The sequence below is a fragment of the Maribacter corallii genome (assembly GCF_047345415.1).
GTDB lineage: Bacteria > Bacteroidota > Bacteroidia > Flavobacteriales > Flavobacteriaceae > Maribacter_C.
Genome location: NZ_JBLFEP010000004.1, coordinates 701,970 through 723,894 on the forward strand (window position 1 = coordinate 701,970; position 21,925 = coordinate 723,894).

Below are 21,925 nucleotides of genomic sequence, written 5' to 3' on the forward strand. Positions count from 1 at the left end.
TGCTACTCAAATTTAATCGCTTTTACCGGCGTAATTTTAGTAATGATATAAGAAGGAAGCAACAACATGAGCAAACATAAGAGAAGTACTCCGATATTGACCGCTATAATGGAAAGTCCGCTAATTTGCACCGGTATATAATCAATGTAATATTCTTCGGAATTCGGAAACTTAAAAAAACGGAATCGATGTTGAAACCAAATGATACCCAATCCGATGATATTGCCCCAAAACAGTCCGATACAGATAAGGTAGGCAGCGTTATACAGAAAGACCTTTCGAATACTCCAATCAGCTGCACCTAAAGCCTTTAGCACCCCTATCATTTGAGTACGTTCTAAAATCAACACCAAAAGAGCGGTAATCATATTGATCCCCCCTACAATGACCATGATACCGATGATACCAGCTACATTGAAATCAAAAAGACTTATCCATTCAAAGATTTTCCCATATTTCCCCTTGATATTCTGTGTATCAAGAGTTGATAGGGTCTTGCCATAAATAGCATTGCTTTTCTGATCGATTTCATCAAAATCGTTTAGGAACACTTCAAAATTGCCTACTTCATTCGCTTCCCATTTATTCATTCGCTGAATATGTCTGATATCGACGAACAAATAGAGCTCGTCAAAATCTTCATAGCCGCTATCATAAATTCCAACAACCGTAAACTTCCGCTGGTTTGGAATCTGATCCGGATTCTCCTCCTTTAAGAAGATGGTAGAGAAGGAGCTTCCAACGTCAAGCCGCAATCGACTGGCCATACGACGCGACATCAAAACCTCATCATTGAGGTTTCCGGTATAGTCAGGTAGTTTACCATCCTCAAGGTACTCTTGAAAAACCTCCCAATTATAATCGGTTCCTACCCCCTTGGTAATGACACCTTCAAAAGTCTCTTCGGTTCTAATTACACCCGCCTTCATGGCTACCGCCTGAACATGTGCAATACCCTCGACAATATCGAAATTCGGATAGAACTCCTGTTCCGTAGAAACCGGAACCACAGAGACCTCCGAATTATTGTTATCATAATTGTAGATTTGAATATGGCCGTTGAAAGCGGTTATTTTTTCCCGAATCTTATTTTGCAACCCCGCTGCTGTTGCTATGGCGATCAACATCATGATAATACCCAAAGCTATCGCGGCAATCGCAATTTTTATTATCGGAGCGGAAATGCTAATTTTATGTTCCGCACCTTGAACGAGTCGCTTAGCTATAAAATATTCAAAATTCAATCGATGCCCTTTTTATCTAGTTTCAAAAGTACAGTTTTCATTTGGTTTTTGACGTTGACCTCTTGCGGAAGCGAGGCCAAAACGGAGAAGACCCAAGAAGTAAATGCCCAGGTTTCCGAAGAAACGTTTCAACCCAAGCCGGTTATTGTCTCAGCGAACCGAATGGAGCGTTACCTCCCTGAGTTGAAAAATAAACGGGTAGGGGTCGTCGCCAATCAAACCAGTGTTATTTTCAAAAAAGATGGATTCACACATTTAGTGGATTCTCTCCTTTCACTGAACATTGACATCAAGAAGGTATTCGCTCCAGAACACGGCTTCAGGGGAAAGGCCGATGCCGGTGAAAAAGTGAAAGACGATGTGGATACCCGAACTGGCCTATCGCTGATTTCATTACACGGCAAAACCAGAAAACCCAGCGCGGAACAATTGCAAGATTTGGATATCCTTCTTTTCGATATACAAGATGTTGGCGTACGTTTTTACACCTATATCGCCACCCTTCAACTAGTCATGGAAGCCTGTGCCGAAAATGATCTTCCGATTCTTGTTTTAGATCGCCCTAACCCTAACGCCCACTATGTCGACGGCCCTACGATGGAAGCGGCCCATACCGGATTTTTAGGAATGACCGAAATACCGTTGGTCTACGGAATGACCATAGGGGAATATGCCACAATGATCAATGCGGAAGGGTGGCTTGAGGGAGGCAAAAAAGCCGCCTTAACGGTGATTAAGCTTAACAACTGGACCCACCAAACGGAATATAGTCTACCCATACGACCGTCACCCAACCTGCCTTCCGACGTGGCGATACACCTTTATCCTAGTCTCGGTCTTTTCGAGGGTACGAATATCAATGCCGGTCGGGGTACGGAATTTCAGTTTCAACGCTACGGCGCTTCTTTTTTAGATAGTACGCAATACAGTTTTAACTATACTCCTCAACCGAATTTCGGATCTAAAAACCCTAAGGAAAAAGGGTTGCGCTGTTATGGAAAGGATTTAACGGACATACCCCGCATGAAAGCGGTTTCATTACAATGGCTTCTCGACGCCTATCGCAATGCCACGGATAAGAGCAAGGTCTTCCTTACCAACGGATTTACGAATCATGCCGGTACCGAAACACTACAGCAGCAAATCGAATCGGGAATGACAGAAGAAGAAATCAAGGAAACGTGGCAAGAGGATTTGGAGAAATTCAAAAAAATCAGGACCAAATACCTGCTATATTCAGAATAGTCAATTACTTAGTATGGACAACGGTAGTTGGCTTTCTATACTTGTGGAATGGCTGCTTTAAAAGTCCTTTGATACTAGCATTTTCCACCTCATCTGGAAAAGTATCCACCCCATATACGATCGATTCTCGATCGAACTTCATATAGGTGCCAAACAACCGATCCCAAATCGAAAAGATATTGCCGTAGTTACTATCAGTATAGGGTAGCATATAATGATGGTGTACTTTATGCATATCGGGGGATACCAATACATAGCTTATTGCTTCGTCAACCTTTTTGGGCAATTTGATGTTGGCATGACTGAACTGTGTTGCCACTAGGGAGAGCGACTGATACAGCATTACGATTCCGATAGGCGTTCCTATCAATAACACCCCGAACAAGGTGAAGGAGAAACGAATGACGCTTTCCAATGGATGATGTCTGTTGGCCGTTGTGGTATCTACATTGTGATCCGTATGATGCACAAGATGAATCATCCATAGCGGTTTGACCTTGTGCTCCACATAGTGTGCCAAATAGGCACCTACGAAATCCATGAGCAGTACCCCTAAGATGACATAGGCCCAAAGTGGCATGGTTGGCAACCAATTAATGATTCCAAAATCATTGGCCGCGGTCCAGTCCGCAGTTTTCAGCAATAAAAAGGCCAAGGCAAAGTTGACGATAATCGTCGTTAGGGTAAAAAAGAAATTGGGTAAAGCATGCTTCCATTTTCGATAGTTGAACCTAAAAAGGGGTACGGCACCTTCAAGCAACCAGAAAAAAGTAATACCACCCACTAAAATCAGGGAACGATGGAGCGAGGGTATGGTCTCAAAATAAGTGATAATGGTTTCCATGACTTAAAGATAATGAATTCGGAAAAATAGGGGGTTCGGGTTTTTGCTTCAGGCTTCGCGTTTATGGCTTCTGGTCCAACCTACACCACCGCCCCCTGTTATTCATTGTAAATTGATAACAGCTTATGGTTCATTGCCAACTGCTAATTAAAAATTAAACTCCTTCTTCAGTCTTTTCTTCATTTCTTCAACGATGGAAAAGGCAGCCGGGCAAATAGCCACATTTTTTAAAGTCAATGCCGAAATCTGATGAAACTTTTTTCGGTCAGTATGTGGAAACGCTCTACATGCTTTTGGTCGCACCTCATAAATACTACAGTAATTATCGGCTCCCAGAAAGGCACAGGGTACTTTTTGAAGCACATAATCATGGTCTTCATCGAGACGTAAGTATTGATTGATGAATTGTTGTGGTTTCAGCCGAAAGTGTTTTGCAATGCGTTCGATATCAGCGTTGGTGAATAAGGGTCCCGTAGTCTTACAACAATTGGCACATTGTAGGCAGTCGGTATTTTCAAACTCGGCTTCATGTAATTCTTGCATGATATAGTCCAAGTTTTTCGGAGGCCGTTTTTTCAGCTTGACAAAAAACTTCTTGTTGGTCTGATGTTGTTCCTGGGCCTTTTTGGGCAGATTTTTAAGGATTTCTTCCATGATGTGCCTTCTTCAACTTTTGTACATGTCATTTCTTTGATACGCCCAAAAATGCCACTTTTGCATCCAACGAACAAATGAAAAGGCAATGGATATCTTAGGGGAAGCAATGATCGATTATCAAACTGGCCATTATACGGAGGATATTATGACCTACCTCAGTATACATCCGCAATTGGAAGTAGTTCAAGATGACTTACCACTACCTTACTTATTCCGCCCGTTCAACGAGATGCCAAAACTCGAAAAGAAAGCCTTGAAACTATGCCATGGAACTGTTCTTGATATCGGATGTGGGGCGGGCAGTCACAGCCTATACCTTCAAAAGAAAGGGGTATCCGTCACCGCTTTAGATTACTCCAAAGGGGCTATTGAGACTTGCAAAACACGTGGAATCGTAAACTGTGTGCGAACGGACATCATGAATTTTACTGGTCACCGTTTTGATACCCTATTACTGCTAATGAACGGATTGGGTATTGCCGGAACCATCGAAAAACTAGAGTTGTTATTGCACCATCTTAGCAGTTTGCTGCACCCCAATGCACAAATTCTTGTAGATTCCTCGGATATCATATACCTATTCCATTCAGATGAAGATGGCGGGCACTGGATTCCCGCCCAAGAAGCATATTACGGCGAAGTGCAGTTTCAAATGGAGTATAAAGGAAAACAGAGCACCCCCTTTGAGTGGCTTTATCTTGATTTCAATACCCTACAGACGGTCGCCAATGCCAATAACTTTAGCTGTGAGCTTGTAAGTGAAGGGGATCATTACGACTATTTAGCAAGAATTACATTAAAATAACACGAGTTGGCCTGTTTTTTGCGTTATCTTGATAAGCCCTTTATGTATTCCCTATGATAAAGACAAGTATACTTTTCGGATTGAGCTGTTTTTTTTTGATCCTCTCATGTTCAAAGAATTCATCGACCACGCCCGAACCAGAACCCACCCCAATAGATAAAACCGCTAATTTACAGGGTACTGGCGATTCCGCGAATGACCTATTGTCAAACGATAAGTTCACCAAACTCAAAATCGAAATCGCCTATGTGACCGGTTTTCGACCTACTGTAGCCGCGATGAACGATTTTGTTGATTTTATTCGGCAGCACACTTTTAAGCAAGATATCGAACTCATCTATACCGAACTTGAATCACCCGATAAGGAGGTGCTATCGCTTCAAGAAATCGCAAAACTTGAATCCGATAATCGAACTGTGTATAACGAAGGTGAAACCCTAGGTATTTATATATATTTCGCAGACGCACCTGATGACAACGACGATGAAGAGGAAGGACTAGTGACCTTGGGAGCCGTCTATCGCAACACCTCAATGGTCATTCATGAGGTAACTGTGCGTCGATTGGCGGGTTTGAGTCCATTAATCACCAATTCGGATGTGGAAGGGGCTACCGTAAATCATGAATTCGGTCACCTTTTCGGATTGGTTAATATAGGTTCACCATCTGTTAATGACCACGAGGATACCGAAGCGGTCAATCACTGTAACGTTAACGGTTGTCTCATGAGAGCCGAACTTCAATTCGGAAGCTCAAGCAAGTCTCCCGTTCTGGCCGCAACAGATGGCACAGGTCTAAAATCGGCTTGTGACCTTAGCGGCTTTAGTGTACTACATCTATTGGAATCAAGAGCTTCAAAGGGATTAGCAGCAGCTCCTAATTTGGATCCAGAATGTATTCTAGACCTTCAAGCTAATGGAGGGCGCTAAATCAAGGAATATTCAAATACTTATGTGTCTGTAAAGAAACCTTCCACTTGGGGTTTTGCATGACATAATCCACAATTAAAGGGGTCACTTTTTCACGAACGCTCCATTCAGGCTGTAGATACAATATACAATTCGAATTGATCTTTGCGGCCTGCTCTTCGGCAAAAACAATATCGTGCTTATTATAGACAATAACCTTAAGTTCATGGGCCTCCTCGTATATCTTACCAAAAGGAAGTTTATTCTTTTTCGGGGAAAGGCAGATCCAGTCCCAATCTCCGGTCAATTCATAAGCTCCCGAAGTCTCGATATGGGTTTGTAAATTTTTGGATTTCAATGCGCGGGTCAAGGGATACATATTCCATGTTAAAGGCTCCCCTCCTGTGACCACAATCGTATCAGAATACTTTGAGGCGTTTTCAACAATATGCGTTATACTGGTCGGGGGATGTATCTCGGCATTCCAACTTTCTTTGACATCACACCAATGGCAACCTACATCGCAACCCCCAACACGAATGAAATAGGCAGCTGTACCCTTATGAAAACCTTCGCCCTGAATGGTATAAAACTCTTCCATTAGGGGAAGCATTTCCCCTTTATCAACCAATGACATCACCTCCTCTTTGACCATCTGGCAAAGATAGAAAAACGCTACGGTTCGATCTATACCATCAGCGTTGATAATTCTTAAAGCGCGGAACCCACAGGTTTGCAACCCACCACTTTGTAAACAGCGCCGTTGCTTTTCGTAAACAAGAACAGTTCACCCGAAGTATCTATACCCAACCTTAAATCAACCCGTTGGCCTGATGAAAGCGCATTTAGAGTTGTCGATTTTCCATCGAGTTCGAGGCCCAGTTTATATATGCGAGCCTGCGCGCCTTCCACAACTTCCGAAACGTCCGCATAAAACAAGGTCCCTCCCGGAATATCCCCAAAAACATACTTATTCTTAAGCATTGTGAGGTTGCCGGCATAGACGAATCCGCCGGACACCGCATTGCCCTCATCATGATCAAACTGAATAACAGGATACTCAAAATCGTCCTCTTCTTCCGGTAATGGATAAACGATTTCCGTGTTTGCCTCGGTATCGAACAAAAAGGTGCCTTCTCGAAAGGGCCACCCGTAGTTCGCTCCCTTTTTTAAAAGATTGACCTCTTCCACACTGTGTTGCCCTATATTCGTGACAAATACCTTTTTAGAGCCGTTTGTATCCCAAGAAATACGGTGGGGATTTCGAAATCCATAGCTCCAAATTTCATCTAGCTTATCCGGATCATCAACAAAGGGATTATCTTGAGGAATGCCGTATTTTCCATTTGCGCTGTTACGGCCTAAAGGATCTATTCTGACGACACTTCCCCAAATAACCCCTGCGTTATCGCAGAGAAATGGATATCCGGCCAGAGCAGCTGCTCCATCACCAACACCGAGATACAGTAGCCCATAATCGGCATCTCCTTTTTGGGCCAAAGGATTAAATGTGAGCTCTTGAAAACCATGGGCTCCACTCACCATATCGGCTCGAAGCACTTCCCTTTTTTTACCCGTGAATTTAGACGTGACGGGGTTCTTCATCTCCCATTCCGTCAAGACCCATTGGAGTTTCGTGGGAATGCTATCAGGAATCGGGAAGTCCGCAATGACCGTTCGTGAAGGTTCGGTATGGGTCGTATAAAACAGTCCATTTTTTTCAAATTCGGGATGAAAATCAAAACTCCCCAATCCGGTACCCCATCCCGGATGGTTGATAAAATCGGTAAGAGCTTTATCGATATCAAAAAACACCGTCGCCTGCCCATTAACAAGTTCATATAAGGTACCTCGCAAATCGGCAATAAAAAGACGTTCGCCCTGCTGCCCTGCACGCGCGACAAGTTTATTGATTCGCGCCTTAGGCGTCGTATCGGAACTCGGGGGAACCGTGCAAAACTCTTCAATGACCAAGGCCAACTCGGGCTCAGGTATCTTCTCCGGAATCGGATCGATGATTCCACCCGGCCTTTTTTTCCTACTTTTCCGCTCTGCCTCCGAAAACTTGTGAACAAAACCCAATATATCTTCCAATTCATTGTTTTTGAGCACCTCAAAAGAAGGCATATAGGTCTTGTATTTGGCATACAGTTCATTAGCTCTGTCATCCCCACTTTCGATACGTTCCTGAGGATTCCGTATAAACTGAATCAACCAATCTTTGGAAACATTAGTCGTGACACCGGCCAAATTTGGGCCGATGGCGGCTTCATTGAAGTTATGACAACTGGCACAATGCTGATTAAAAAGTGCCATGCCGCGTTGAATAGTAAGCTCGGCAGTATCATAATCGTCCGGTACAACAACCTCTCCTTCCTTATCGTTCTTTTTCGATTGATTGCAATTGGAAAGTGACAAGATGAGAAGGGCATACATTAAAAGAATTCTGACCTGTTGTAGTATCGATGATGGCAAACAAGTCGAAAAAGGGCGAAAAGCCGAATTGTTCATAGCGTAGTATATTGCTTTAAACGCTACAAATTAGTCCTTTTCTGGATACTTATAAAGGTTCTAGGTCTTTAAGTTAGCTCGCCAAGATTCGAATTCGGCCTTTACTTTTGAATCTGTAAGTGGGTATAGCCCGATTATACCTTTTCCTTGTTGAACATTTTCCGTAACGAACGCTTCATATAAGGTCATTTGTATACATTCATTGGCGATGGCATCGACAATATCGCTTGGAATGACGATAACTCCGTCGTCATCACCGACCAGCATATCTCCAGGAAACACAGCGACATCACCGCAACCTATGGGCTCATTGATGGCAATGGCCTGATGCAAGGTCAAATTGGTCGGAGCCGAAGGTCTATGATGATAGGCAGGCAATTCCAATTCGGCTATCTCGGCCGAATCGCGAAAACCTCCATCGGTCACCATACCAGCGACTCCCCGTACCATAAGTCTTGTAGCTAATATCGAGCCCGCTGAAGCGGCTCGCGCATCTTTTCTACTATCGATTACCAAAACTGCACCCTTGGGGCATTCTTCTACAGCGACCCGTTGCAAGTGCTTAGGGTCTTTGAACACTTCGATTGAATTCAAATCTTCTCGAGCAGGTATATAGCGTAGTGTATAGGCCTCACCTACCATGGTCGGTTTTTCTTTTCTCAGCGGACTTACCCCTTGAAGGAACTGATTTTTAAGGCCTCTTTTGAACAGGGCCGTGGCAATGGTCGCAGTGCTTACCGTTCTAAGCTTTTCTTTTGTAGTATGTGTTTCGCTCATTGTATTGAAAGTGGACTTATTTATTTTTTACCCGACTTCTTGCCAAGTAGTTTTTAGGAACACGAGGTCTTTTTTCATCTGTTTGAAAACTTCCTTTTTATCGATAGCGATTTTTGTTGCCCCATGCTCCGCCCCACCCAAATCATATTCCAAGTGCAAGGAGATGGGTACGTCGATCTTGTATTTCTTAAGCAAAACAAAGTAGCGCTTAAAATCGACCATTCCCTCTCCCAATGGGGTATTTATGGGTTTCCATTTTCCATTGACTTTTCCCCATTTAAAGTCCTTAATGACTATTGATTTGATAAAAGGCCGTATTTGCCTCAGACCTAACTCCCAGCTATTACCGCCTTCTACCACGGCATGCCTGATATCATATTGACAACCCATGTACTCGTTTTCAGTGGCGGATAGTATGGGAGGTAAATCCCAAATAGGCGCACCGACATGGTTACCGGCATGGTTCTGATAGCAACCTATCAATCCTAGATCTTTATTGAGCACTTCCAATTCTAGAGCCTGTTGTCCGAAAATAGCCTGACTTTTGGTTATCGTTCTATCTTCAGGGTAGGTAAGCCATCCTGTTCTGTAATGAGTAAAACCTAAACCACCAGCAGTTTCCAAAACCTTTTTCTGTTCAGGGTTGCTCACATCCCACACATTGGTGGTCATCATTCCGGCATTCAATCCGTACTTCTTCATTGCGGCAACCGCCCTCGGTAAATCATCAGCTACTCTTTCCGGTAAAACATGTCCTTTGGGTCTGACCGTCAAATCCAATCCGTCGAACCCTATTTCCGCAGCTGCGGCCGCCATTTCGTTATAATCAAGAAATTGCAAGTGTTTCGAAAACAAACTGATGCTAAGGCTATCTTTTGGTTTTGTAAGCCCATTGAAAAGAGAGCTACTAAATCCCATCAATGGCATACTTCCGATAGCTGCAGCCGATATTTTGGTAAAGCTTCTCCTTGTAATCACTTTTTTAGGTTCTTTCATAGTCAGATAGAGATTTGTGGTTCAATTGCCGAAATACTGTTAAAAAGTTGTGGGTTTCACAAATATATGTATTTTTGGTAAACCAAACTGGTAAACCAATTTAAAAATATGGAAAATGATAATCCCATCGTTATTCTGGTTGGAGTTTGCGGTACCGGTAAGGGGGCTGTAGGTCAGCAACTGGCCAAAAGATTACAAGTTCCATTCTTTGATATGGACAAATTCAATAATTCTAAAGACCGGACCAAAGACACGCTACCGCAAAAAATAAACATGGACAAATGGCTGACCTCCATTGAGGAGTTGATTTTGACTCAATCAAGCCAGCGAGGTTGTGTTCTTTCTTGTTCGATATTGAAAAAAGAACATCGCAAAAGACTGACAACCACTAGCAGTCATCCATTGGATTGGGTATTTATGAACGACTCCTTTGAAAATGTCGCCCAGCGTATCAAAAAAATTGAGCTTCCCGGCCGGCCTATGTCATTATTGAGATCGGACTTCGACATCCTCGAACCTCCAAAACGAGCTTTGACCATAGATATGACCTATTCTGAACAAGAAATTGTGGATACCATCCTAAAATACTTGGCCCGTAAATACGGGTGACACCTGGTCTAGTAATTTCATTCATCTATATCTTCCAAAAAATGAAAATAAAAGGTTTATTACCCATAATTGTGACGCTGTTGCTGCTTTCCTGTGGAGCAAATACTCCTAAAAGAGGCATCTATGTAAAAGATATCGGCGCATTGAATGCCGCGATAGCAAAAGCAACTCCTGGAGACGAAATCATCATGGCCAATGGAGAATGGACCGATGTCGAAATCCGATTTGTAGGCTACGGCTCGGAGAAGCGGCCCATAACACTTAAAGCAGAAACTGCTGGTGAGGTATTGATCAAAGGAAAATCCGATTTAAAACTCGGAGGCGAATATTTAGTAGTAGATGGTTTGTTTTTTTTAGAGGGCTCATCTCCTTCAGGAGCGGTAATTGAATATGCCATCGACCAGGATACGCTCGCCAATCATTCTAAGGTCACGAACTGCGCAATTCTGGATTTTAATAAATCCCAAAGGAATAAGCAAGACCTGTGGGTGCTTTTCAAGGGACGCTACAACCAACTCGATTATTGCTATCTGGCAGGAAAATCAAATCGAGGTCCTACCATCAGGGTTGACCTTGCAGGAAATAGAAGTATAAAGAATTACCATAAAATCACGAATAACTATTTCGGGCCACGACCTCCCAAAGGGGGTCCTAGTGCAGAGACCATACAGCTTGGAAATAGTTTTACGTCAATGGCACCAAGTTATACGCTAGTCGCAAATAATTTTTTTGATCGATGTAATGGCGAAGTAGAAGTTATTTCTAGTAAAACCAATTTCAATGAATTTCGAAATAATGTCTTCTACAAAAGCCAAGGTTCATTAGTAACAAGACACGGAAACTATTGCATCGTTGATGGTAATTATTTTATTGGGGATACGAGTTCTGAACAAATTGGGGGTGTACGATTGATAGGTACTGGGCATTGGGTAACCAACAATTATTTTTACAACCTCAAAGGAAAGGTTTTCCGAAGTCCACTTGCCGTTATGAACGGTATTCCAAAATCACCCCTCAATCGATACATACAGGTTACCGATGTGGTAGTAGCCCACAACTCCTGGATCAATTGTACGTCGCCTCTACAATTTGGAGTGGGTTCAAATGTCGAACAAAAAGATGTACTGCCAGCTTCGGAAATCAGATCTGAAAGACCTATTCGCACTATTGTGGCAAACAATCTCATTTACAATACCACCAGCGATAAGCAACCCGTAGTGGCTCACGATTCATTAGATGGAATCAATTTCAAGAGTAATTTGATAAATAATCAAGGCACAGCATTCGATCATGATTCAGGGTTTCATCAAGAAGACTTTTCTCTTTCCGAACTGGAGGAAAACATTGTAATTCCCTCAAATGACCTACCTGACCTAGAACTTTATAATGGTTTTGAATTTGACCAAATTAAGGAAGACGTGTTCCGTAATTCCCGTACAAACAATAATAAGGTCGGGGCCATATCCAGTGCACCCGTCGAGAAACCAAATCTGATGGACTTGTCACAATACGGCCCGGGTTGGTATATGCGAAACTCGGTCAAAGATACAATCGCTAAAACCTATACCGCAGGTTCCGTAGTCGAATTGAACACGGCAGTTCAAGAAGCAAAAAGTGGCGACACGATAATTTTGACTGCTAACCGATATGAGTTGAAATCCTCATTAAAAATTGATAAAAAGCTAACCATAAAGTCAGCTGACACCCGCAATAAGGTGACAATTCAGTATGATGGTCTGGCAGCAACCCCTACGTTTGAAATGAATCCCAAGGGAAAGCTTTTTTTAGAATCGGTAATCCTAAGGGGAAATAGAGATAACTACGCATTCGCAAGTTTGCATAGCAATATGTCCAGCTTGTACAATTTGAGCGTTGCCGAATGCGAACTATCGGATTTCGATTATGTGCTAAAAGGGTACAAGTATTCTTTTTCAGAGTACATTAAATTCACTTCCTCCTCTATTAGAAACTGTGCAAACGGTTTGGAGCTGTCCGCAGAAGACGATGACCGCGGTGATTACAATGCCGAAAATGTTTTTATTGATAATTGCACTTTTGAAGGTATCGATAAAAACGTTATCGATTACTACAGGGGCGGGTATGATGAGTCTACCGTTGGAGGCAACCTCATAGTCACCAATAGTAGTTTTGCAGCATGTGGTGCTAAAGAGGAAAACGGAATTTTGATCAACACCTACGGCATCATTAATGTAGACCTTTCTGGAAATAGCTTTACAGATAATCAAGTGAAACTAGTTGCTCGTTTGTGGGGTGCAAAAAATAACACCTATTCGGATAACGAAATAAGTCGCTCGGGGAAGTTGGTTGTTGAAGAAAACCTTCCGTTGAAGCTGATGTACTAATCATTTGCACCATAACAGAAAAACACAATGCCAAGCCCCCTTTTAACATGCTACCTCATGTAGTTTCATAGATGCATTGGTATTGCAATATGAGGTGGCACGGAAACAAGACCGAAGTTTGATTTCAACAAGCATTCGTAGGCCAGGTTAAAACGTCATTGGGAAAATACCCGTTATAGTAGGATTTACTTAACCGACCGATTTTATGTTAAATATTTGTTAGTCTTACAAATATTCTTATTTTTGGTCAACCAAACTGGTTAACCAATTATGAACTCTTAAGTATGCTCTTTTGATAGGACTGTATTTTGAATACAATTAGATTCTATTTCAAACAGTAAGAATCAAGTGAGATTTGAACGAGCCTATCCGATTACTGTTATTGCTTTAATTGTAACACCGCACAAAAAAATAAGATGAACTTTAAAATAATAAAATCAACTTTGGCCCATTATCCGTTAATGGCTACTGTCGTTTTACTGCTACATGGTTGCGGGAATACCAATAAAAAGCAAGACCTCGCAAAGGAGAATACGAATTTAACTTCAGAGACTACTGCAAACGATATTATACCCTTTTTCCAACATTGGAACCTGATCTTAGGTGATGGTTCCAATGTAGGCCAAGCAACGGACTACGATAACAAAGATTTCTTTTATACGGAGCGTGACGACAATGGCGATTGGGTGGTATTTAAGTCCCCTAATGCAGGCAATACCCATGGTACTTCGAACAATACAAGAAGCGAATTGGCCCAATTAAAAAAATGGACCCCGATGACGGAAGCCAAAATGAACGCTACACTAAAGGTTATGAACGTCTCAACTACCGGAGATGCTCGTGTTGCAGCTACCTACTCTGTAGTTGTCGGTCAAATTCATAGTGCGGACGGCCATGAGAACGAACCGCTAAAAATATTTTACAAAAAATTTCCAGGTCATACCAAAGGTTCGGTCTTTTGGCATTATGAAATCAATACAGCCGGTGATGACAATTCGCGTAGATGGGATTATTCCTATCCCATTTGGGGCTATGACTTTTCTGTTGTGGGAACCGATAAAGACACCTACCCACCAGAACCGGAAGATGGTATTGCCTTAGGCGAGGAGTTCAGTTATGAAGTGGATGTTAAGGATGGAATCATGCATCTAACATTCACTAGCGAAGGGCACAAAACCAAAACATTTACAAAAAGCCTTATTTCATCGGAATACACGGTACGCTCGAATATACCGGAACAAGTCAAAGATTTATTCGTGCCCATAGGTCAAGATGGTCTAGAGCGTAAAAATGCGTATTCTGGTGAAGGCCTCTTTTTTAAATTGGGAACCTACAACCAGACGAATGGAAAAGACCCTAAAGTGAACAAAATTTGGTGTTCTGGTGCGGAAACACATGGCGGGGACCTTCAAAAACAATATGCATATGGCAATTACGCTGAAGTTTGGTTTAAATCGGCAAATATTACGATCAGCGATGATGCCATATCAAATGCCCGATATTTTGAGGCCAATGACGGCCTAAGTACAAAAACAGTGTATCCGAATGAGGTAATTCCCTTTATGGATAAATTTAAAATACTGCTGGGCGATGGAACCAATGTAGGGGACATCACGAAGTTCGAACATAAAGATTTCTTCTACACGGTCATCGATGGCACAAGGCGTTGGGTAGTTTACAAAACCCCAAATTCCGGTGTCACTTCAAAAAATTCCAGCAATACCAGAACAGAGTTGCACGAAAAAAGGGAATGGACTCCTGAACAGGGTGGTAAACTAACTGGCACCTGTAAGGTCATGCAAGTTTCAACTTCCGGTGATGCAAGAGTTGCAGCATCTTATGCAACCGTAATTGGGCAAATTCATAGTGGGGAGGGTCATGAAAATGAACCTATAAAAATATTTTACAAAAAATTCCCAGGCCATACCAAGGGGTCTGTATTCTGGAATTATGAGATCAATACGGCAGGTGATGATAATTCCGGGCGATGGGATTATTCCACGGCAGTATGGGGTTATGATATGTCTGTTATTGGGAAAAACAAGAATGAGCCCCCTACTGAACCTGTAGATGGTATAGAATTAGGGGAAGAATTCAGTTATGAAATTAATGTTTATCAAGGCATCATGTACCTCACCTTTAAAAGTGATGGCCATGAAACAAAAACATTTACCAAAAGTCTCATCTCATCTGAATATGTAAAAAAATCGGACCTACCGGCTCAAACCAGAAAACTATTCGTGCCTATAGGGCAAGATGGAACCGAACGAGCTACCGCCTACAGCGGAGAGCTGAATTATTTTAAACAAGGGGCCTATAACCAAACCAATGGCAAAAGTCCAGAAACAAGTATGGTTTGGGGCGCAGGTGCGGAAACCTATGGCGGTGATATCGCAAAGCAGTATGAAAATGGTTGCTATACCGAAGTATGGTTTAGGGAAGCTACAGTAGGTCCGGGCACAATTCCGAACACAAATTAACTCATGACAAGTTCTTAATCTACAGTTCACTTTATGAAGTTGAAATAAAATATTTTTAAAGATAATAATACCATTAACATGCAGCTGGTCGTCGGTGAGTCAATGTTACCATTCACAATAGTGCGTTGGGCAATATGGAAAACTAGTAAGCCCCGGCGACCAGAAATATTCGAATAACAATACAGATTAAATTGAAACAAGCACATACAAATTAAACGCAAATTGGCATGATTACCAGCAGTCAGGTCCATATTATTTGATAAGAAAATTAAGATTATGAAACGATTTAGTGAGAAATACATCATCGCAAAAAAAATGGAATGGGAAGAACTTGGAGGAGGAGTATCAAGAAAGTTTTTGGGTTACGACAACCAAATCATGATGGTAAAAGTGAAATTTGAAAAAGGAGCACTGGGTTCACCACATCAACATTTTCATACCCAAGCTACCTATTGTGTTTCAGGTAAATTTGAATTTGAAATTAATGGAGAAAAGAAAATCGTAGAAGCCGGAGACGGAGTTTACATAGAACCTAATTTGTTACATAGTGCCGTTTGTTTAGAAGAAGGGATGCTAATTGACACATTTAGCCCTGTACGGGAAGACTTCCTAAGTGGTGGTGAGGTATCCTATTTTGGAGATAAATAGTCATAATATAAAAAGTTAGTCCCTATCGGGGAGATTTAAAAGAATAAAACAGACAATTATGGATTTAAAGGGAAAGATTGCAATTGTAACCGGCGGTACCAGGGATATAGGAAAAGCCATATCGCTAAGATTGGCAAAGGAAGGGGTAAAAGTTGTCGCCAATTATTTTAATAACGAAGACAACGCAAAAGAAACACTTAAGGAGATTGAAGCTTTGGGAGGAACTGCTATTATCGTCAAAGGCGATATGACCCAAAAGGGAGATGTCGCCAATTTGGTAAGAGAAACAATTGGCGCTTTCGGAGGCAACATTGATATAGTAGTCAACAATGCAGGAGGTTTGGTAGCTAGAAAAACCATAGCCGAAATGGACGAGGCCTTTTTCAATAAAGTTATGTTTTTAAACCTCAACTCTACATTTTTAGTTTCAAAAGCAGCATTGCCATATATGGATTCTGGCGGCTCAATAGTAAACATTGCCTCCCAAGCGGGAAGGGATGGTGGCGGCGGTGGATCTTTGGCTTATGCCACATCGAAGGGTGCTGTTATGACCTTTACAAGAGGTTTAGCAAAAGAAGTAGGGCCGAAAGGCATTCGGGTAAATTCCTTATGCCCAGGTATGATCGCAACTAAATTTCATGATGACTTTACCAAAGATGAGGTGCGTAAAAAGGTGGAAGGTATGACACCCCTTCGCAGACAAGGTTCTGCACAAGAAATCGCGAACACCGTGGCATGCTTGGCTTCCTCGGAAACATCTTTCATGACAGGAGCGAATGTGGATATCAACGGGGGGCTGGCATTTTCGTAGCCAAATACCAAACGTATTGTGGATTTCGCAATCCGGTGACCGCTCAGTTGTTAAGGTCACAAAAAATCAAATCATAAAATTTGGATTTAATTTTTATTTAACAAAGTAATAACATATATTTGGTAAACCAAATTGGTTAACCAGTATGGAAAACCAATTAAAAAGCATCTAAAAGCCTAACTACTAACGAGCTATAACTTACGAAATGGGAAAATAAATCTAAGAAATGAAAAAAGGACGGGTGCACGCCCATCCTTTTAATTCAAATTACTTCATTTTGAAGGGAAGTAATACTTACATGATACCAATGATATCATATTCTACAAAATTACAATAAACATTTGATTTTTTAGAATGCGTGTCTTCGGTAAATTTCATTTAACAGGTGTAGACCTATTAAGTGTCAAAACTCAAAATTGACTAACATTTTAACTTAAACTAAATTTTATGAAGATTACGTTACTAAAAAGGCTGTTGTTGTTCGGAGCATTCATTTGTTTCTCCGCGGTATCGGCTCAGACAGTATCAGGTACGGTCACTGATTCTAGTGGCCCATTGCCTGGAGCAAGTGTTGTGGTTAAGGGAACCACAAATGGCACACAAACCGATTTCGATGGAAATTTCACTATAGACAACGTTGACAGCTCCGCTACTTTGGTATTTAGCTACATCGGCTATTCCACACAGGAAATTGCGGTAAACGGTCAAGGAACTATAAATGTTATCCTAGCAGAAGATGCTAGTCAACTTGATGAAGTCGTGGTGGTCGGTTACGGCACTCAGAAAAAATCTACAATAACCGGTTCCATATCAAAAGTAACCAATGAGACTTTAGATCAAATTGCCGTATCGAGGGTTGATGATGCTCTTATTGGTCAGGTTTCCGGTGTTAATATACAAGCAACAAATGCTGAAGCGGGTGGTGCACCTACAATCACAATTAGAGGTGTTGGCTCCATAGCAGCGGACTCAGGACCTGCGTTAGTGGTTGACGGAATTGTGGTAAGCTCAGATTTTCTTGGAAACCTTGACATGAACGATGTAGAATCTTTTGAAGTTTTGAAGGATGCTGCTTCGGCCGCAATTTATGGTAGTGAAGGTGCAAATGGGGTTATTTTGATAACGACTAAAAGTGGTAAGGCGGGAAAAACAAAATTCAGTTACCAGACCTACACCGGATACAAGCAGGCACATGGTAGCGATGATTACAAAAAAGATATCGATGAGTGGTTTGCATTGGAGCAATCAGTTGCTGGCACACTATCTGAAGAATCGCAGTACATTAAACTTTTAGTAGGGACAACAGGAGTAAATAGAGATTGGCAAGATGTTTTCTTTGATGGAGGTAACGTAACAAGTCATTCACTTTCTGCTAGAGGGGGTACTGAAGATACGAAGTTCAGTACATCTCTAAGATACCTTCACGATCAAGGAGTGGTAATAACAGATGATTATAAATTATATACCGCTAATTTAAAGGTTAATTCGAAAATTGGTAAAAAATTGAAGTTTGGCCTTAGTGCTACTCCCTCTTACACCAAACAGCGACGTTTACCAACTTCAATTCATAACCCAATTCGTCAATCACCTTGGTTGCCAATTTATCATACCGAAGAATCGCTGCAGTTTATTAATCGTGATGTATATCCAGATGTCGGTGTTGGGGATTATTTCTGGGAAAACCATTTAGTCGAATTGGATTTGGATGGAGACGGTAGTGATTCGAGACCTCGTACGTCCGGTGATTCAAATCCGTACCAACAATATGTTGAGAGAGAACACTACGATTTTAATACCAAATTATACGGTTCAACCTATTTGAGTTATGAAATTGCCGATGGCCTTACGGCAAAAGCATCTTTGGGTGTAACTATAGACCAGAGAAAACAAACAAGGTGGGACGGCACCAATTACCATGCTTCCGGCGCTAGTAGGTCTCAGTACACATTGAACAATAGATTTCGCACAAGATTAATTAACGATAACACTCTTAATTATACGAAGACTTTTGGAGACCATGACCTAAATGTTTTGGCTGGTTTGACCATTCAAAAAAGAAGAGCTGAGTTCAGTACAATAATTGGTAGTGGGTTCACCGATGACCGCCTTAAAAACATGAATGGGGCTGATCCTGAAAACACTATTGTAACTGAATTTAACACAAACCGCAGCAAAATAGGTTATTTCGCCAGAGTTAATTATGCCTATTTAGGGAAATACTTGTTCAATGCCTCTTTCAGACGAGATGGTAGCTCTGTATTTGGTGTTGACTCCAAATGGGGTAACTTCCCTGCTGTATCGGTGGGTTGGAATGTTGCCAAAGAAAATTTCTTAAGCAATAGTGATATAATAAGCAATCTAAAGTTTAGGGCCAGTTATGGTCTTACGGGTTCAGAAAACTTCAATGTAGGAAATGCGCTAACAAATGCATGGCCATACCTCGCGTTAAGTCAAAATACGAACTATGGCATCACGCAAGGTGCTGCTCCTCTAAATATTGCTAATCCTGGTTTGCAATGGGAGGCTTCCAAAGAATTGACTATAGGTTTAGACTATGGCTTTGCAGGCAATAGAATATCCGGTTCCATTGATTATTATCAGAGAAATAGTGATGAATTACTTTTAAACAACCCTGTATCCTACCTGACTGGGTTTAATCAAGGTATTGTAAACCTAGGAGAGGTACAGAACAGAGGTTTCGAATTTGAACTTAGAACTAAAAACATTAGTAATGAAAATTTTAGTTGGAACTCCACATTAATAGCCTCTACCAACCAAAATGAATTATTGAGTTTTGGGGATTCCAATAATGCCTTAATATCTGATACTTACGGCAGAAATTCTCAGTGGATTAATCGCATAGGTGAGCCTATTTCGTCTTACTGGGGTTTTGTTGTTGATGAGGAGCTTTTTGATGAAACTTCTTTTAGAACAACATATGTCGATAGCCCATGGAATAGAATAAACGGGCAATCTAGAGCGACTATTGTAAAGGATTTAAATGGTGACGGTTTAATTACCGACGAGGACAAAACCATTTTGGGAGATCCTTATCCGGATTTGATATATAGCTTTACAAATGAATTCAAACTAGGGGACTTTGATCTTTCCTTCATGGTGCAAGGAAGTCTTGGTGGCCAAGTAAACAATATTGGCGATGAGTACTTCTATAACTGGTTCGGCAATACTACAAGAAGTACAGGTGCCGAAGAAGCTGTAGCTGCCGGTCTCGTGCCCGATGTCTCTTTTATTCAAAGAAAGGTTGTAACGAGCGAAGTAATTGCCAGTTCCGATTATTTTTCCTTGCGTAATGTAAATCTTGGATATAATTTTTCAAATGATCTGACTTCTCGTATAGGTTTAGATGGATTAAGACTGTATGCCACTGCCCAGAATCTGGTATATGTAACCGCTGATGATTATCACGGTTTCAACCCAGAGCACGACGATAACGGTAATGTAAGGGCATTTGGCTCACAAAGAGCAGGTACGCCAATATTTAAGACGTTTACCATTGGTATGAACATTGACTTTTAATCTTAGTAAAGAAAAAAATTATGAAACATATAAAATATCTAATTTTCGCTGCAGGATCTCTTTTCCTCTCCTGTGATACGGAAGAGTTTTTAAATCCGGTACCAGACTCTGTGGTGACCGTAGATTCATTCTTTCAAACGGATGCGGACGTATTTTCTGGAATCATGGGAATTTACGATGCGCTTCAAGGGGTTAATGATGCTACAAATTCAAATGAGGCCACAACAAATAGAGGTGTACAATTTGAGCACCTCTTGACAGAGCATAGAACCGATAATACAAGAAATGCGACAACAGAAGGCTCAAAAGCCGATTTTCACAGGTACCTCGTGAATGCAAACAATGTAGAGTCCGAGGATTACTATGCATCTATGTACGAAGTGATTTTCAGAGCGAACAATATCTTGAACTTCATTGACATTGCAGATGAGGCTAATCAATCAAGGTATACTGCAGAAGCCAAATTTTTAAGGGCCTATGCTTACTTTAAACTTGTTCGCTTATACAGTGATGTGCCCTTGGTGACCGAAATAGTTGCTCCAGATGACACGGAAACACCTTTTACCCGTACTCCCGAAGCAGAGATTTATGCTCAAATTATTGCAGATTTACAAGAGGCTATCAGCATTTTGGATAATTCAAACGTGGTAAGAGCATCCAAAGCAGCGGCCCAAGGTATTTTGGCCAAGGTGTATCTAACTCAGGATAGCCCCAACTACACTGGCGCACGACAATTGTGTGAAGACATAATAAATAGTGGGAATTATTCTCTAGAGGCTGATTTTTATGATGTATTTTATTCAGGTTTCGATACAGATGAAGTCGATGCTTCGGCAAATAGTGAAGTGATATTTGCAATTCAATACATTTCAGGTAATCAGCTGGAAAGTCAAGGTTTTTCTGCTGAATTTACTTCTTCTACCCGTATTGGTGCGGAAGATGGACAGAATATTGTCAATGACAACCTTATCGCTGATTTTGCCTTGGCCGGTGGAGATAGAACAGATCTCTCCTATACTACTTTTGGACTTTCCAATGAGGTGATCAAATTTTTACCGGAAGGATCCGATATTACCACGACGCCCCCAAGCTATGGCGCCGGGCGTGATGCCGGTAACGACTACATCGCTTTGCGCTATGCTGATGTATTGTTACTGCATGTTGAGGCAATTATGGCTGGGGGAGCCTCTACAAATGATGCTGCAGCATTAGCTTCTTTTCAAGCGGTAAGGGATAGAGCTGGCATAACGGCCACTGTTTCTTCCATAACACAAGATGATCTTTTATTAGAAAGAAGAGTCGAATTGGCTTTTGAAAATCAACGCTGGTTCGATTTACTGAGATTTGGCGTCGCAGAGTCTGTTTTAGGTGCTCATGCTATCGAAATGGAGTACGTCTTTGACGCGAGAAAATTATTATTGCCCATACCGGCAAGTGAAATTAACCTCAGTGGAGGCCTACTAACACAAAATCCTGGATACTAATATTCG

The 21,925-nt window shown here is 41.5% G+C and carries 17 protein-coding genes; 10 read left to right on the forward strand and 7 right to left on the reverse strand.

Annotated elements, in window-relative coordinates; genetic code table 11:
• Positions 1-2: 2 nt before the first annotated feature.
• A complete protein-coding gene (locus ACKWCA_RS17330) occupies positions 3-1,244 on the reverse strand; it encodes an ABC transporter permease (RefSeq protein WP_413979473.1) in 1,242 nt (413 codons plus the stop codon).
• 3 nt (positions 1,245-1,247) lie between these two features.
• On the opposite strand from ACKWCA_RS17330, the gene ACKWCA_RS17335 reads away from it, so the two are divergent.
• Entirely contained in the window at positions 1,248-2,489 is a 1,242-nt protein-coding gene (locus tag ACKWCA_RS17335) for an exo-beta-N-acetylmuramidase NamZ family protein (RefSeq protein ID WP_413979474.1), read from the forward strand.
• A gap of 4 nt (positions 2,490-2,493) precedes the next feature.
• Here ACKWCA_RS17335 and ACKWCA_RS17340 read toward each other — a convergent pair whose 3' ends face one another.
• Positions 2,494-3,333 (reverse strand): sterol desaturase family protein, encoded by an 840-nt coding sequence (locus ACKWCA_RS17340; RefSeq protein ID WP_413979475.1) that lies wholly within the window; start codon positions 3,331-3,333, stop codon positions 2,494-2,496.
• A gap of 147 nt (positions 3,334-3,480) precedes the next feature.
• Positions 3,481-3,987 (reverse strand): YkgJ family cysteine cluster protein, encoded by a 507-nt coding sequence (locus tag ACKWCA_RS17345; protein WP_413979476.1) that lies wholly within the window; start codon positions 3,985-3,987, stop codon positions 3,481-3,483.
• A gap of 88 nt (positions 3,988-4,075) precedes the next feature.
• On the opposite strand from ACKWCA_RS17345, the gene ACKWCA_RS17350 reads away from it, so the two are divergent.
• Entirely contained in the window at positions 4,076-4,795 is a 720-nt protein-coding gene (locus tag ACKWCA_RS17350) for a class I SAM-dependent methyltransferase (protein WP_413979477.1), read from the forward strand.
• A 53-nt stretch (positions 4,796-4,848) separates the two neighbouring features.
• Positions 4,849-5,724 carry a hypothetical protein gene (locus ACKWCA_RS17355; RefSeq protein WP_413979478.1) on the forward strand — a complete coding sequence of 292 codons (876 nt, stop codon included), beginning with the start codon at positions 4,849-4,851 and terminating at the stop codon, positions 5,722-5,724.
• Position 5,725: 1 nt separating this feature from the next.
• Here the strand turns inward: ACKWCA_RS17355 and ACKWCA_RS17360 are convergent, their stop codons facing one another.
• The 4 genes from ACKWCA_RS17360 to ACKWCA_RS17375 are packed head-to-tail and all read right to left on the reverse strand — an operon-like array spanning position 5,726 to position 9,987.
• Positions 5,726-6,358, reverse strand: a complete 633-nt coding sequence (locus ACKWCA_RS17360; RefSeq protein ID WP_413979479.1) for a 7-carboxy-7-deazaguanine synthase QueE — start codon at positions 6,356-6,358, stop codon at positions 5,726-5,728.
• A 56-nt stretch (positions 6,359-6,414) separates the two neighbouring features.
• On the reverse strand, positions 6,415-8,214 hold the full coding sequence (locus tag ACKWCA_RS17365) for a PQQ-dependent sugar dehydrogenase (RefSeq protein WP_413979480.1): 1,800 nt from the start codon (positions 8,212-8,214) through the stop codon (positions 6,415-6,417).
• Positions 8,215-8,274: 60 nt separating this feature from the next.
• Entirely contained in the window at positions 8,275-8,991 is a 717-nt protein-coding gene (locus tag ACKWCA_RS17370) for a ribonuclease activity regulator RraA (RefSeq protein ID WP_413979481.1), read from the reverse strand.
• A 27-nt stretch (positions 8,992-9,018) separates the two neighbouring features.
• Positions 9,019-9,987 (reverse strand): sugar phosphate isomerase/epimerase family protein, encoded by a 969-nt coding sequence (locus ACKWCA_RS17375; protein WP_413979482.1) that lies wholly within the window; start codon positions 9,985-9,987, stop codon positions 9,019-9,021.
• A 108-nt stretch (positions 9,988-10,095) separates the two neighbouring features.
• On the opposite strand from ACKWCA_RS17375, the gene ACKWCA_RS17380 reads away from it, so the two are divergent.
• The 7 genes from ACKWCA_RS17380 (at position 10,096) to ACKWCA_RS17410 (ending at position 21,919) form a co-directional block, all read left to right on the forward strand.
• The gene (locus tag ACKWCA_RS17380) at positions 10,096-10,596 is read left to right on the forward strand and encodes a shikimate kinase (protein ID WP_413979483.1); all 501 of its coding nucleotides are present in this window, start codon (positions 10,096-10,098) and stop codon (positions 10,594-10,596) included.
• Between the two features lie 41 nt (positions 10,597-10,637).
• Positions 10,638-12,959, forward strand: a complete 2,322-nt coding sequence (locus ACKWCA_RS17385; protein WP_413979484.1) for a chondroitinase-B domain-containing protein — start codon at positions 10,638-10,640, stop codon at positions 12,957-12,959.
• A gap of 416 nt (positions 12,960-13,375) precedes the next feature.
• The gene (locus tag ACKWCA_RS17390) at positions 13,376-15,439 is read left to right on the forward strand and encodes a polysaccharide lyase family 7 protein (RefSeq protein ID WP_413979485.1); all 2,064 of its coding nucleotides are present in this window, start codon (positions 13,376-13,378) and stop codon (positions 15,437-15,439) included.
• Between the two features lie 276 nt (positions 15,440-15,715).
• The gene (locus tag ACKWCA_RS17395; protein WP_413979486.1) at positions 15,716-16,087 is read left to right on the forward strand and encodes a cupin domain-containing protein; all 372 of its coding nucleotides are present in this window, start codon (positions 15,716-15,718) and stop codon (positions 16,085-16,087) included.
• 58 nt (positions 16,088-16,145) lie between these two features.
• Positions 16,146-16,898 carry an SDR family NAD(P)-dependent oxidoreductase gene (locus tag ACKWCA_RS17400; protein WP_413979487.1) on the forward strand — a complete coding sequence of 251 codons (753 nt, stop codon included), beginning with the start codon at positions 16,146-16,148 and terminating at the stop codon, positions 16,896-16,898.
• Between the two features lie 447 nt (positions 16,899-17,345).
• Positions 17,346-20,435, forward strand: a complete 3,090-nt coding sequence (locus tag ACKWCA_RS17405; protein ID WP_413979488.1) for a SusC/RagA family TonB-linked outer membrane protein — start codon at positions 17,346-17,348, stop codon at positions 20,433-20,435.
• A 20-nt stretch (positions 20,436-20,455) separates the two neighbouring features.
• Positions 20,456-21,919, forward strand: coding sequence for a RagB/SusD family nutrient uptake outer membrane protein (locus ACKWCA_RS17410; RefSeq protein ID WP_413979489.1), 1,464 nt, complete (start codon positions 20,456-20,458; stop codon positions 21,917-21,919).
• Positions 21,920-21,925: the final 6 nt, after the last annotated feature.